The following is a 13,191-nucleotide window of genomic DNA, read 5'->3' as shown; positions in this document are numbered from 1 at the left end:
TTAACCAAGCAACAAGACAACGCCCTTAACCATGTAGCTGCCAAAGGATCGAAGACATGTCTGTTCATTATCTCTACGTCTACAGCCCGTCTGATTTTGTGGGCGGTGTACCAAATGAGCAAAACGGGGCGGCCCTGGGCACCCCCACGTTCACCCTCACGCTAAAACCAGGGGCCACCCCGACCTTGATCGCCATTGAGGACGACGAAGGGACGTTCCAAGAGGTGAACGACAGCCAGAGCTTGGTCGCCGATGTCACGATTGGCGGCACGACCTATGGCGCTGGCACGGACGTACATGCGGCGTATGATCTGATCAACTCGGGATCCGGGTTGAAAGTTACCACGTTGCACTTTGGTGGCGATGGGTATCAACAAGGGGCTGTACAAGGGCTGGCATCGACAGCACCTTTGGTCGCTGGGCAAAGCTATTCCTTTAACGTCGAACGCTCGTCTTATCGTCAGGGCAACCAATATAATGAATATGTTGCGTGCTTCGCACGCGGCACTTTGATTGAAACCCCAACCGGGCGGGTAAACATTGAGGATCTTCAGATAGGCGATTTGGTAACGACCCATGATCACGGCGCGCAGGCTTTGCGCTGGGTGGCCCATCGCACCGTACCTGCCCAAGGCAATTTCGCCCCGGTGGTTCTGCCGAAGGGTGCGATCGGCAATGATCGCGACCTGGTGCTGTCTGCGCAACACCGGGTGCTGCTGTCCGGCCCGCGCGCAGAATTGTTGTTTGGCGAAACCGAGGTGATGGCCCCCGCGCTTTATCTCGCGGACATTGGCTTGGGCTTTCGAAAGCCGGGCGGCGAGGTCACCTACTACCACCTGATGTTTGATCGCCACGAGGTGATCTATTCCGAGGGGGTTGCAACCGAAAGCTATCTTCCTGGTGACAGTGCAGGTTTGTCAGAAGATGCACGTTGCGAGTTTGGAGCCCTGTTTCCAGAGTTCGCAACAACCGGATTCGCCGATTATGTCACGGCTCGTCGGGTGCTGCGCAAACACGAAGCCGCGCTGTTGCTGACCCCGTCTCACTGAAACAAAAGCTCGGCCAATGTGATCCATACCGGCAGGCTGATTGCGGACAGTAGTGTGGTTTGGGCAATCAATGTGGCCACCAGTTCGCGGTCTGCGCCAAAGCCAGATGCCAAAACATGCGCGGCAGAAGCTGTTGGCAGGGCCGCAAATAACACCAGCACCGTTCCAATCGCGGGATCCAGCCCCAGCATCAGGCCGCCCGCAAGCGCCAAAGCGGGTAAGATCAACAGTTTAATCGCACAAATCGCACCGTCGAAGCGGTCCAGTCGCGCAAGCGCGCGCCAATTCATTGTGGCACCGATCGACAGCAGGGCAACCGGAATGGCAGCTCGTGAAAGCATTTCAAGCGGGGCCAGAACCGGCGCAGGCAATTGCCATCCCATCAGCCCGATAATCACACCACTTAAGGACGCAAGAAGAAACGGATTTAACGCCACCTTACGCAACGTGGCCCCCACGGTCATCGCGCCACCGCGCGAAAGGGCTGACACGGCGAAAACATTGGCGACCGGCACGGCCAGCCCAACGGCCACCGCCATTTCCGCCACCCCGCCACGCGACAACAGAGACACGGCAACCAAGCCCACAGCCGTATTAAAGCGCCAGCTCACTTGCCACGCGCCTGCAAAATCCAAAAAACGCTGTGGCCCCACAGGGCGCGCCAACCAGCCCAACGCCAATCCAGCGGTCAGAATGGCCCAAACCGCCGGTCCCATCACCGCAACATCGGTCAGCGCAATGGGACGGGCAGAGGCCGCAACAAACAAAAGCGCCGGGAACAAGATCTCAAAATTCAGGCGATCCAACCCCTGCCAAGCATTTGCCGACAGCCGACCACGCACAATCCCACCCAGCCCCACCAAGAGGAACGAGGGGAGGAGACCCAGAAATATCGAAACAAAGACCATAGCGCCCTCATGCAATCATGCGCCGTCTGGTCTTGGTTGAAAGATCAGAGCGACGCCGCCAAGCGCGATCCTTGGTCGATGGCACGTTTCGCGTCAAGCTCTGCTGCGACATCTGCCCCGCCAATAACATGGGCGGTGATGCCTTTTTCGGCGAGTTGATCAGCAAGTGTGCGATTTGGAAGCTGCCCGGCGCAAAGGATCACATTGTCGACGTCAATCACGCGCGGGTTTTCATGGGCTTCGCCAGTGGACACCAACAGGCCTTCGTCGGTCACGGCCTCATAATTCACCCCCCCCAGCATCTCAACGTTTTTCATCTTAAGCGTGGCGCGGTGGATCCAGCCGGTGGTTTTGCCCAGGCCTTTGCCCAGCGCCTGCGCCTTACGTTGCATCAAGGTGACATGACGGGCGGGGGCTTCGGGTTTCGGGCCATCAGGCGCAAGACCACCACGGGTCTCACCGGGATCGGTCACCCCCCATTCAGCCAGCCATTCGTCCAGGTTCAGGGTGGGGCTTTCGCCCGCTTGGGTCAGGAATTCGGCCACGTCAAAGCCAATGCCGCCCGCACCGATAATGGCGACCTTATCGCCCACGGGTGCGCCATCGCGCAGCACGTCGATATAGCTGAGCACCTTGGCGCTGTTCTGCCCTTTGATGCCCGGATCCCGCGGAGAGACGCCCGTGGCGACGATCACTTCGTCAAAGCCAACAAGATCCTCCGCGCTGATCTCTTTGCCAAGTTGCAGGTCGATGTCTGAGGCGGCAACCATGCGGTCATACCAATCGACCAGCCCGATAAACTCTTCTTTGCCCGGCACTTTTTTGGCCATGTTCAACTGACCACCGACCTGATCGGCGCGGTCAAACAGGGTCACATCATGGCCGCGTTCATCCGCCACCAATGCCGTCGCAAGACCGGCGGGACCGGCCCCGACAATGGCGATGGATTTCGGCGTATCGGTCATGTCAAACGCAAGCTCTGTCTCATAACAGGCGCGCGGATTGACCAGACAGGTTGAGATTTTGCCATTAAAAGTATGGTCCAAACAGGCTTGATTACAGCCGATACAAGGCGCGATACGATCCGCCTCTCCTGCTGCCGCTTTCGCAACAAATTCGGGATCAGCAAGGAACGGGCGCGCCATGGACACCATGTCTGCGGCGCCGCCGGACAGCACCTCTTCGCCAACCTCAGGCGTGTTGATGCGGTTTGAGGTGATCACCGGGATCGACACATGGCCCATCAGCTTTTTCGTAACCCACGTAAACGCCGCACGGGGAACTGATGTTGCGATGGTCGGAATGCGGGCTTCGTGCCAACCGATACCGGTGTTGATGATGGTGGCCCCTGCGGCCTCAACCTCTTTGGCCAATTGGATCACTTCGTCAAAACTGGACCCATTTGGCACAAGGTCGATCATCGACAGGCGATAGATCACGATAAATTCTGGCCCAACGGCGGCCCGCACCGCTTTGACCACTTCAATCGCCAGACGCATCCGGTTTTCATAAGACCCGCCCCAGCGATCTTCGCGTTTGTTGGTGTGGGTGACGAGGAATTGGTTGAGGAAATAGCCCTCGGACCCCATTACCTCGACCCCATCATAGCCCGCGTCTTTGGCGCGGGCAGCGGCGGTTGCAAAGTCATCGATTTGTTTCAAAATGCCCGCCTCGTCCAATTCCTTCGGTGGGAAAGGCGAAATGGGGGATTTCACCGGGCTGGCGGACACGCAATTTGGCCCATACGCATACCGCCCTGCGTGCAGGATCTGCATGGCGATTTTGCCGCCTTCTTCATGCACCCGGTCCGTGACGGATTTGTGGTTGGCAATGTCTTGGTCAGAAAACAGCCCCGCCGCACCAGGAAAAACGCCGCCTTCGGCGTTGGGCGCCATGCCGCCCGTCACAATCAGGGCGGCCCCACCGCGCGCGCGCGCGGCATAGAACTCTGCCACGCGGGTCCAATCGCCACGTTCCTCAAGCCCGGTGTGCATCGACCCCATCAACACGCGGTTTTTCAGTGTGGTAAAACCCAGGTCAAGCGGAGCGAGAAGATGGGGATAGTTGGTCATGGTGTGATCCTGTGGCTGGCGTTTGCTGCGGCCACATTGACGTGCGCGTAAAGCACTGTCATCTAAAACGCAGCGTAACCCGTGGGCTTAGATCGGCGTTTTTGCGAGGATCCGGAGCACATCGGGCAAAGCGTCTGGGGCAAACACCTCAACGCCCGCCTCACGGAGAGCCGCTGTGGTGACACCGAAACCACCGCGCTGTTTTCCGTCATGCCGACCACTGTAGAGCAGTGCGGATCCACATGATGGGCTGGCCTCGGTTAAAACAGCGTGCGTACATCGCTCGGATTGTGCAAAGGTCACGGTCTTTTTTGCGCCATTGATAAAGGCATCGGTGACGTCCCCGCCTTCGCTGTCGATCACACGCGCACGTCCTGCCAGAACATCCGCACCATCAAAACCGGGTTCAATCTCTGCCGGCAATCGAGGTGTCGGCAATCCGCCTGCCACTTCAGGGCAAAAAATCACCAAACGCCCTTCATCCCTCCAGCGGTTCAAATCATCGGTGGGGGATGATTTTGCACGCCCGTCATAGCGCACTTTTTGCCCCATCAAACAGGCGCTGACCAAAAGGCGAAATGGCGGCGCCACAGGTTACATCGTTTCCAGGCAATGCTTACGAAAGGCACGTTTCAGCATATCAAGTTCGGCGCGTAAAAGATCCATTTCCGCAATGATATCATCCCCCACCGGCTGTCCGGTGATGACCGAGAAATGGGTGAGCTTTTCGCCACTTTCCACAGCAGAGATGACAAATGTCTGCACCCCATCGGACAGCAATTCCACCGGGATTGGCACCCGCACCAGATATTGTCCGCGATGGTCCGGATCCTCCTCAACGCTCATTCCCGCAATGGGCTTGGCTAGATGGGTCAGCTCCAGCTGTGGCAGATCCGTGTGCGCGCCCAAAGCCAGCACACCTTCCCACACGCCTGCTTGGATACGGGCTTTGGTCAAGGTCATCTCGGACATTGCATTCTCCTTCAAGCGGGTCGGTTGCCCATCAGACTTCGGCACGAGGGCGACGGCTGAAATTCAGATCGCGGATCACGACCTGGCTCATTTCCGGATTTTCAATCACCAGGTCCACCCACATCCGCTCAACGCGTTTTTCGTTCATTTTTGTGTAGGCGAGGTCAAATTCCACCTCGATCTCAGCCCGGCCCGCGTCATCCAGGTCGCCAAACGGCAGCTCACGCACCAATTGTTCGGTGTTGGGGCCGTGCTTGATGTTTAGCCGCGCGAAGATTTCAAGCTTTTTTTCCATCTCGACCACAGCGGACAGACGTACAAGATGGCGACGTTGAAGCCCCTCGACTGCGGCGCTGGGCAATTCGATCACCAGCGACAAGAATGACCCATCAAAACGGAACACGTCCATGCGAAGCCCGAAAGGGGCAAGATCGCTTTCGCGCGTATTCCGCACCTGACGCACGGTGAGTTCTGAGCTGCGGCAATCATGAAACAACATGATCTCTTCGCCAAATGTTGATTTGGTTTCTGCCGCGGCAATGCCGATTGGTGTGATGGGCATACGCCAAAGCTCTGGCCGGTAGGACCAATCGCAATAAAGCGGTTTGGGAAAAGCGTTAGAGCCGATCATTGGCAACGCCAATCTGCTGTCCGCCACTCGGATCACTTGATCCAGCTGCCCGCGCAATTGACGGGCGGCAGCACGCAGAGAGCGCAGGGTGGACAAATCGTATTGGTTAACTTTACGGGCGAGACGCCCCCAATGACGCATGGCGCGCCAATGGATAATACGATGTCGAAGGCCGGTTTCACGTTTGGACATACGGGATCAGATTCGTGTTAACTTTTTGACATTGCCATCTTTATGGCGATTGTTTCCATTTTCAAACCTAATAGTTTCAATTCAGCAAACGACCGAAAAATTTCGCCACACCCTTTGTGTGGATTTTTCCCTCGGGATTGGCGGCTTGCATCGCGTTCAAAAAGGCGATCAACACCGTTTCGCCATCCTCTGACGCGGGTTGCCCAGCAAAGCCAGAAACGGTCAGCCCCACCACATGACCTCGCGTCAAGAACATTGCGCGCCATTGTTCTGCGGCCAGCCCGTCACGCCCATTTGCATTCTGCGTTTTGGCAATCAGGGCCTGCCCTTCACCACGCAGCGTCACAATCTTGGCGGTATTGTCGCCTTGTGAGAGGGCCGCAAGCACGGTTTCATCCTCCATCGCACGACGGGCGGCAGGCACAAGATCAGGCGCCGCCATCAAGGCGTCAGGTGACACAGGCCGGATCGCAGCAGCCAAAAATCGAAGGGTCTTCGGGGCACCATCCGTGCGGCGACCGGAAATGGCTGCGCAGGCCCCAAGAGGCACAAACGCTCCGCTTTCGGTGTCGCTTACGCCAGACAGGTCAATGCAATAGCCTTTCGGACCAGCGACAGTAATAGCGCCCCCTAAAACTGCGCGGTGCTTTTGTACTTTTAGCTTGGGCTGCGTGGCTTTCGATGCGCCAATCCCGGACAAAAACCCAGCCCCACCCGCGGTACCATCCCGATTGCCCATGCAGCCCGCCAGACCAATCAACACAACAAATACAACAAGCAAACGCAACATCGGCCCCTCCAAATTCCGAACTGACATAGCCGAGTGACCCTGCCCGGACAAGTCGACATTTTCATCGTTTTCCCCGTTGCCATACCCGCAAAGCCCGGTAAGGTTTGAAGAAATTCAAAGGACGCCTTGTGCCAAACTCTAATCTAACCCCTCAGCCATTTTGGCAGCCTGCCGTGAAACGCGCCGAGATTTGGCGCAGCCTTTTGGGTCTTTTCCTGATCCATCTGGCCTTTTTTGCAGCCACTTTTGGCATCATCCTGGTGGGGGCAAGGTCGATTGGCGTCACACCGCAGGGAATTGTCGCGGCCAACACGCCCGCTAAGGCAATGGTGTTTTTCGCCACCTTCCTTGGCTATCATCTTGGGCTTTGGCTGGTGACCCGATATTTGCACAAACGTCCCTATCGCAGCCTTTTTGGCGCACTTGGACGGGTAAACTGGCGACATTTTCTCTTTGGCCTGCTGGCAGCTTGGACCTTGTCTGCAATCACCTCTGGGCTGGAAGCGACAGGTCTTTTTCCCGTGCCAGAAGGAGGCGAGATTGAGACAATTCAGAACATGCCCCTTATGATATGGGTCATGTTGCTGGTCCCCACGGTAGCCTTGATCTTCATTCAGATCATGGCAGAGGAGCTCGTTTTTCGCGGTTATCTGTTACAACAGCTACGAGCGCGATTTTCGTCTGTCTGGATTTGGGCCGTCGTCCCATCGCTCATCTTTGGCACCCTTCATTTCGACCCCGGCACCTATGGTGTAAACGCCTATTTCTATGTGCTACATACAAGTGTGGTGGGGATCATTCTTGCTTTGATCACGATACAAACGGGCAATATTGGTGCGGCGGCAGGCTTGCATATGGCCAACAATGCAATGCTTTTGGTGCTCGGGAATGCCGGCAGCTTGGATGGGTTGTCGCTTTATCTGACCACACCACAGTTGGACGGGCCCTTTGTGGGCATCTCAATTGTGATGCAAACCATTTCAATGGTTGTGGCTTTTGTGATCTGGCGGCATATGACGCGTCAAAAAGCAAATGCGGCCTCAATTGACGTCGAGGAATTGCAAAACCCGCCCAAGGACACTAACTAGGGCGAAACCGGTAGAGGATTAGGTGATGAACTGGATCTCGAACTATGTCCGTCCGCGGATCAACTCGCTGTTTTCGCGCCGCGAGGTGCCTGAGAACCTTTGGACCAAATGTAAAGAATGCGGCACCATGCTGTTCCACCGGGAACTGGCCGATAATCTGAATGTTTGCACCAATTGCGATCACCATATGGCCATCACCCCGCGTGAACGTTTCATTGGGCTGTTTGACGGCGGCATTTTCACCGAGGTGGCGGTGCCTGCCCCGGTTGACGACCCGCTGACCTTTAAGGATCAGAAAAAATACCCTGAGCGCATGAAAGGTGCCCGCAAAGCGACCGGTGAAATGGAAGCGATGCTGGTGGCCGAGGGCGAAATTGGTCGCACGCCAATCGTTGCTGCCGCCCAGGATTTCAGCTTCATGGGCGGCTCTATGGGCATGTATGTGGGCAACGCAATCATCGCGGCCGCTGAACGCGCTGTCGCCGCCAAACGCCCGCTTGTTCTTTTCTCCGCCGCAGGTGGCGCCCGGATGCAAGAGGGGATCTTGTCCCTGATGCAAATGCCGCGCACCACGGTTGCGGTGCAGATGCTGAAAGAAGCAGGCCTTCCTTATATCGTTGTGCTCACCCATCCCACCACCGGTGGTGTGACCGCGTCTTACGCGATGCTGGGCGACGTTCATATTGCAGAACCGAACGCGCTGATCTGCTTTGCGGGTCCACGCGTGATCGAACAAACCATCCGCGAAAAACTGCCCGAAGGGTTCCAACGCGCCGAATATCTGCTGGATCACGGCATGCTTGACCGGGTGACACACCGCGGCAAGATGAAAGACGAGCTGGTCACCATTCTGCGCATGCTCACCGGCCTTGGCCCCGCCATCAAAGGCGATCTGCCAAAGCCTGAGGATGTGCCAGCGGTTGAAGCCCCCGAGGCTTCGGATGGCGACAAAGATGACACGCCCGCCAAAGCGTAACCGGCGCCTGATCTGTCGCAAATCACCATACTTGCCCGCATAACTTCGGGCCAAATTGGGGCCAGACCGAAAGGGTGGCCCCTTTTCACATTCAAACCCACTCACATGAGATCCCGCCATGACCACGCCCGCGCCCAGCTCTGACCTTATCCTTGATCGCATGATGGCCCTGCACCCAAAGATCATTGATCTGACGTTGGATCGGGTATGGCGCCTGCTGGACGCCGTGGGCAATCCGCAAGACAATTTGCCGCCGGTCATTCACCTGGCTGGCACCAATGGCAAAGGATCTACGCAAGCGATGATCCGCGCCGGGCTTGAGGGGGCGGGCAAACGCGTTCACGCCTATACCTCGCCGCATCTGGCGCGGTTTCACGAACGTATCATGCTGGCGGGAGAGTTGATTTCCGAAGACGCGCTCAGTGAAGTGCTTGATCGTTGCTATGCGAAAAACAACGGCGAGAATATCACCTATTTTGAGATCACCACCGTGGCGGGGTTGATGGCTTTTGCTGAAACCCCCGGCGACTACACCCTGCTGGAAACCGGGCTGGGCGGACGGTTGGACGCGACAAATGTGGTAAAGGCACCGGCCCTGACCGTGTTGACCCCCATTTCCATCGACCACACCCAGTTTCTGGGCGACACCCTGACGGCAATTGCTGGCGAAAAGGCGGGCATTTTGAAACGTGGCGTGCCTTGCGTGGTTGGACCGCAACCGGACGAGGCCCTTGAGGTGATCGAGGAAAAAGCCGCGCGCCTTGGCTGTCCCCTGTTTGTCCACGGTCAGCACTGGCACATGTGGGAAGAGCGTGGTCGGCTGATTTTCCAAGATGAAAACGGCTTGCTCGACCTGCCCCTACCTGCCTTGATCGGCCCACATCAGATTGAAAATGCCGGGGCCGCGATTGCTTCATTGCGTGTGCTAGGTTTTGACGAGGGCGCCTGCGAGGCCGCCATGACCAACGTCACCTGGGCCGCGCGGATGCAGCGCCTGAAATACGGGCCCCTTATTGACGCAGCAGGGGGTGCAGACCTTTGGCTGGACGGCGGACACAACCCCGCGGCGGGGGAAACGCTCGCCAAAGTGCTTGGTGATTTGCCCAAACGCCCCACACATTTGATCTGCGGCATGCTCAACACCAAAGACATCGCTGGATACCTGCGCCCACTGGCTGCTGTGGCCAACAGCCTGACCGCTGTGTCCATTCCCGGTGAAGCCAACACGCTGCCCGCCGAGGTGACCGCGCAAGAAGCACAGAACGTCGGGATGGCCGCCCAAACCGCGGACAGCGTGCAGCATGCCATCGAACAACTCACCACAGCGGATCCGGCCTGTCGCATCCTGATTTGCGGGTCCCTTTATCTGGCTGGCGATGTCTTGAAACGGAACGGCTGATTTGCGCAAATCAGCCGATGGCGGGGGCGAATACAGCAAATTTTCTGTTTTTTGGGATCCGTGATCACAAAAAAAATTTCCGTTTCGATTCAAAGACAAATGAGCTTTGCGACTCATCCCACTGAAACGACTCGCTTTTTCCGCCTTCGGCAAGGCACATCTGGAAATCACCCCATAATGTTGACGAGTTACCCTGTTAAACTCTATATATGGACCATTCTACGGGCATAATAGTTCACTTAGCGAACAGGCCTGTCGAGCAGTACAGAAGACTGGGGGGTCTCATGGTTCGTGTGTTAAAAAGCGCCGCTTTGGCGCTTGTGATCACAAGTGCGCCGATCTACGCTCAAAGCGTAAAGATTACGGCGGACATGGCGGAAACAAGTTTCCCGGTAAAGGGGCAAACCGTCACAATCCAACGCAACCAGGACCCCGCCCATCTTATTGATCCCGAGTTTTCAAAAACCTCGCGCGCGTGTCCGCCGTCTTGCGTGACCCCCATCAGCGCCGCAGACGGCGTTGCGACGGTTGGCGAGCTGGAAGTCATCGACTTTCTGAAAACAACCGTGTCCTCTGGCACCGGGCTTCTTTTGGACACCCGCACGCCAGATTGGTTTTCCAAAGGCTCCATCCCCGGGGCGTTGAATGTGCCGTCGGAAACGCTTGAGCCCAAGAACCCCTATCGCAACGAGATTTTGCGCGCCTTTGGCGGGGTGCAAAATGGTGACAGCTGGACCTTTGCGGCCGCCACCGACCTTCTTCTTTTTTGTAATGGCCCTTGGTGCGATCAAAGCCCCCGCGCCATTCGCGGATTATTGGATGCGGGCTATCCCGCTGACAAAATTAAATATTATCGCGGCGGCATCCAAGTTTGGAAGCTGCTGGGTTTGACCATGACGGGGGCGAACAATTGATTGAAGATCGCACAATGTACAAATACATGATCATCGCAGGCGGGTTTTCCGTTGCGATCGCTGGCTTGGTCTTTTTGCAGCCCGGCAAGACGGATGAAAGCGCGGCTTTGCCAGCCGTCCCGCAAGCTGCCCCTGCGGAAATGGCGGAACCGATCACCAATGTGGCAAATGTGTCCGCCACGGTCAGCGCAGTGCCGCCACAGACGGCAAACACCAGCTCTGATTTGCTGGATATGACCAATTCAGTTCTGGCCGGTCTGGGCGTGAAAAAAAGTGAACCCGCGCCAAGCGCCAACGCAGGCGAAGATCAAATGCGGGCCATGACCTCGTCGGTTCTGGCGGGCTTGGGCATCGCTCCGATTCCGGAAAATACGGGCGACGTTACACAGGCCACCCCCTTGGGCAACGGCCAGTCAGACGCAGAGATCCGCGCGTTGCTGAGCGTGGCGATTGATCGCGGTTTGATCGAAGTGCCGAAATCTTTGCGCACCGCAGAAGGCGAAGTGGACAAAGCAACAATGATCGCGCAACTGGCCCGCGCCGCAGCGGGAGAAACCGCCGAAGCGCCGAGTGACGATGTGATTGCCGGTGGCGCGGGGGTTGAGGTGCGCGTGGTTCAACAAGCGGGCAAAACCGTACAATACCGGTTTTACACCGTGCAACGCGGCGACAGCCTTGGCGCCATCGCCCATAAGTTTTACGGCGACGCTGCGAAGTTCACCCAAATTTACGAAGCCAACCGGCGCTTGTTGCCGGGACCGGATCAAATCCGGGTAGGGCAGCGTTTGACCATCCCCGCGATCACGGGTGTCTGACGCTACATTTGGAATACGGTCGGAAGCCTAACGAGCAGTCTGGAATACCGACCCAGGGGTCACTTTCGAGTGGCCCCATTTTTTTGCCCCCTTTTTGCCCCCCCCCTTTTTACCCCCATGGCCGCATTGTTCATCGGCTAAAAGCGCGCCCCAATGCGCTCAGTCCGCGGTGAAGAGGGTGTTCAGGGTGATGCGCGGGACAACATATCCGCGACGGACGAAACATCGGCCAAGCACCGGCGCGATCACGCGGGGGGGGGCGTAGGGGTCATGGGTGTTCCCCATCGTCATCGCCCCAATCCTTGTCTTGCATTTCGCGCAATCGGCTGGCGGTGCGTTCAAATTCAAACGAGCCTTCGCCCTCGACATAAAGCATTTCAGGCTGGGCGGCGGCAGAGGCGATCAAGCGGACCTTTGCCTCGTAAAGCGCGTCAATCAGCGTCACAAAGCGTTTGGCTTCGTTGAAGTTTGAACGTGACAAACGCGGGATGTCTTCGAACACCAGAACCTTAAGCGCGGCTGCGATGGCGAGGTAATCCCCCGGCCCCAACATAGCGCCACACAGGTCATGAAACCGCGCGCGCCCGGCCCCATTGCGAAACGCTGGAATGACCACCTCTCGACCCTTTATGGTCAAGATCAAAGGCTCGGCGGCACCACCCGAAAGGTCAGACCAGATCGCGTCAATTTCCGCGCGAGCCTCGGAATTGGCAGGGGTAAAATACACTTGCCCCCCGGCCAGCCGATCCTGGCGGTAATCATTTGGGCTGACCAGCTCATGCACCACCATCTCTTCTTTGAGGGTCGCAATGAACGGCAGGAACAATTGGCGATTTAGCCCGTGTTTATAAAGCTCGTCCGGGTGGCGGTTTGAGGTGGTCACGACCACAACGCCCGCCTCAAGCAGCTTTTCAAACAGCCGGCCGACAATCATCGCATCGGTGATGTCGGTGATCTGCATCTCATCAAATGCAAACAGGCGCACATCTGCGGCAATCTTCTCAGCCACCGGGGCCAGCGGGTCATCCACACCGGTTTTGCGCGCCGCATTCATGCCTTCGTGCACCTCTTGCATAAACGCATGGAAGTGCACGCGGCGCTTACCGGGGATGTTCAGGTTTTCAACAAACAGATCCATCAACCAGGATTTGCCCCGCCCAACGCCGCCCCATAGGTACAGCCCCTGCGGCACATTTGCGGGTTTATGAAAAAGCCCGCCCAAAATGCCCCGTTTCCGCTTCGGCACGGCCTCTAGATGGCAACGAATATCTTCCAACGCGGGCAGCACGGCCACCTGCGCGGGATCGGGTGTGATCGCGCCCTTTTGGACCAGATCTTGGTAAATTTCTGACAAACTGCTCATGTGAAATGCATAAAACGCCACG

The 13,191-nt window shown here is 57.2% G+C and carries 14 protein-coding genes; 6 read left to right on the top strand and 8 right to left on the bottom strand.

All coding sequences use genetic code 11. The annotated features are described in order from the left end of the window. Positions 1–56 precede the first annotated feature (56 nt). Positions 57–1,049, top strand: a complete 993-nt coding sequence (locus KKW20_RS03630; protein WP_214566168.1) for a Hint domain-containing protein — start codon at positions 57–59, stop codon at positions 1,047–1,049. Here KKW20_RS03630 and KKW20_RS03625 read toward each other — a convergent pair. The 6 genes from KKW20_RS03625 to KKW20_RS03600 all read right to left on the bottom strand — a co-directional run bounded on the left by KKW20_RS03625 (position 1,043) and on the right by KKW20_RS03600 (position 6,614). After that, the gene (locus tag KKW20_RS03625) at positions 1,043–1,957 is read right to left on the bottom strand and encodes an AEC family transporter (protein ID WP_214566167.1); all 915 of its coding nucleotides are present in this window, start codon (positions 1,955–1,957) and stop codon (positions 1,043–1,045) included. The two genes, KKW20_RS03630 and KKW20_RS03625, sit on opposite strands and share 7 nt — an antisense overlap. A gap of 44 nt (positions 1,958–2,001) precedes the next feature. After that, a complete protein-coding gene (locus tag KKW20_RS03620) occupies positions 2,002–4,029 on the bottom strand; it encodes an NADPH-dependent 2,4-dienoyl-CoA reductase (protein WP_214566165.1) in 2,028 nt (675 codons plus the stop codon). Between the two features lie 87 nt (positions 4,030–4,116). Further along, the gene (locus KKW20_RS03615) at positions 4,117–4,620 is read right to left on the bottom strand and encodes a 2-thiouracil desulfurase family protein (RefSeq protein ID WP_343207549.1); all 504 of its coding nucleotides are present in this window, start codon (positions 4,618–4,620) and stop codon (positions 4,117–4,119) included. A gap of 3 nt (positions 4,621–4,623) precedes the next feature. Next, positions 4,624–5,001 carry a hypothetical protein gene (locus KKW20_RS03610; RefSeq protein ID WP_214566163.1) on the bottom strand — a complete coding sequence of 126 codons (378 nt, stop codon included), beginning with the start codon at positions 4,999–5,001 and terminating at the stop codon, positions 4,624–4,626. Positions 5,002–5,032: 31 nt separating this feature from the next. Then, on the bottom strand, positions 5,033–5,824 hold the full coding sequence (locus KKW20_RS03605; protein WP_214566162.1) for a DUF6478 family protein: 792 nt from the start codon (positions 5,822–5,824) through the stop codon (positions 5,033–5,035). A 76-nt stretch (positions 5,825–5,900) separates the two neighbouring features. Further along, positions 5,901–6,614 carry a hypothetical protein gene (locus KKW20_RS03600; protein WP_214566160.1) on the bottom strand — a complete coding sequence of 238 codons (714 nt, stop codon included), beginning with the start codon at positions 6,612–6,614 and terminating at the stop codon, positions 5,901–5,903. Positions 6,615–6,718: 104 nt separating this feature from the next. On the opposite strand from KKW20_RS03600, the gene KKW20_RS03595 reads away from it, so the two are divergent. The 5 genes from KKW20_RS03595 (at position 6,719) to KKW20_RS03575 (ending at position 11,806) form a co-directional block, all read left to right on the top strand. After that, positions 6,719–7,702: a type II CAAX endopeptidase family protein gene (locus KKW20_RS03595; RefSeq protein WP_214566158.1), complete on the top strand. Its 984-nt coding sequence runs from the start codon at positions 6,719–6,721 to the stop codon at positions 7,700–7,702. 25 nt (positions 7,703–7,727) lie between these two features. Further along, the gene (accD, locus tag KKW20_RS03590) at positions 7,728–8,678 is read left to right on the top strand and encodes an acetyl-CoA carboxylase, carboxyltransferase subunit beta (RefSeq protein ID WP_214566157.1); all 951 of its coding nucleotides are present in this window, start codon (positions 7,728–7,730) and stop codon (positions 8,676–8,678) included. Positions 8,679–8,796: 118 nt separating this feature from the next. Further along, complete coding sequence (locus KKW20_RS03585; RefSeq protein ID WP_214566154.1) at positions 8,797–10,077, top strand: bifunctional folylpolyglutamate synthase/dihydrofolate synthase; 1,281 nt, start codon at positions 8,797–8,799, stop codon at positions 10,075–10,077. A gap of 284 nt (positions 10,078–10,361) precedes the next feature. Next, entirely contained in the window at positions 10,362–10,991 is a 630-nt protein-coding gene (locus tag KKW20_RS03580) for a rhodanese-like domain-containing protein (RefSeq protein ID WP_214566152.1), read from the top strand. Beyond that, positions 10,988–11,806, top strand: coding sequence for a LysM peptidoglycan-binding domain-containing protein (locus KKW20_RS03575; RefSeq protein ID WP_214566150.1), 819 nt, complete (start codon positions 10,988–10,990; stop codon positions 11,804–11,806). Before KKW20_RS03580 ends, KKW20_RS03575 begins: the two co-directional genes overlap by 4 nt. Before the next feature lie 159 nt (positions 11,807–11,965). On the opposite strand, the gene KKW20_RS16615 is transcribed toward KKW20_RS03575, so the two are convergent. Further along, positions 11,966–12,097, bottom strand: a complete 132-nt coding sequence (locus KKW20_RS16615) for a hypothetical protein (protein ID WP_281422112.1) — start codon at positions 12,095–12,097, stop codon at positions 11,966–11,968. Further along, positions 12,075–13,169, bottom strand: a complete 1,095-nt coding sequence (gene zapE / locus KKW20_RS03570) for a cell division protein ZapE (RefSeq protein WP_214566148.1) — start codon at positions 13,167–13,169, stop codon at positions 12,075–12,077. The genes KKW20_RS16615 and zapE overlap by 23 nt, the downstream gene beginning before the upstream one ends. Positions 13,170–13,191 lie beyond the last annotated feature (22 nt).

This window comes from Aliiroseovarius lamellibrachiae (assembly GCF_018599245.1).
In the GTDB taxonomy this organism is placed as follows: Bacteria; Pseudomonadota; Alphaproteobacteria; order Rhodobacterales; family Rhodobacteraceae; genus Aliiroseovarius; species Aliiroseovarius lamellibrachiae.
The sequence above is the reverse complement of the archived record's forward strand: the minus strand, read 5'-3'. Positions and strand labels throughout refer to the sequence as shown.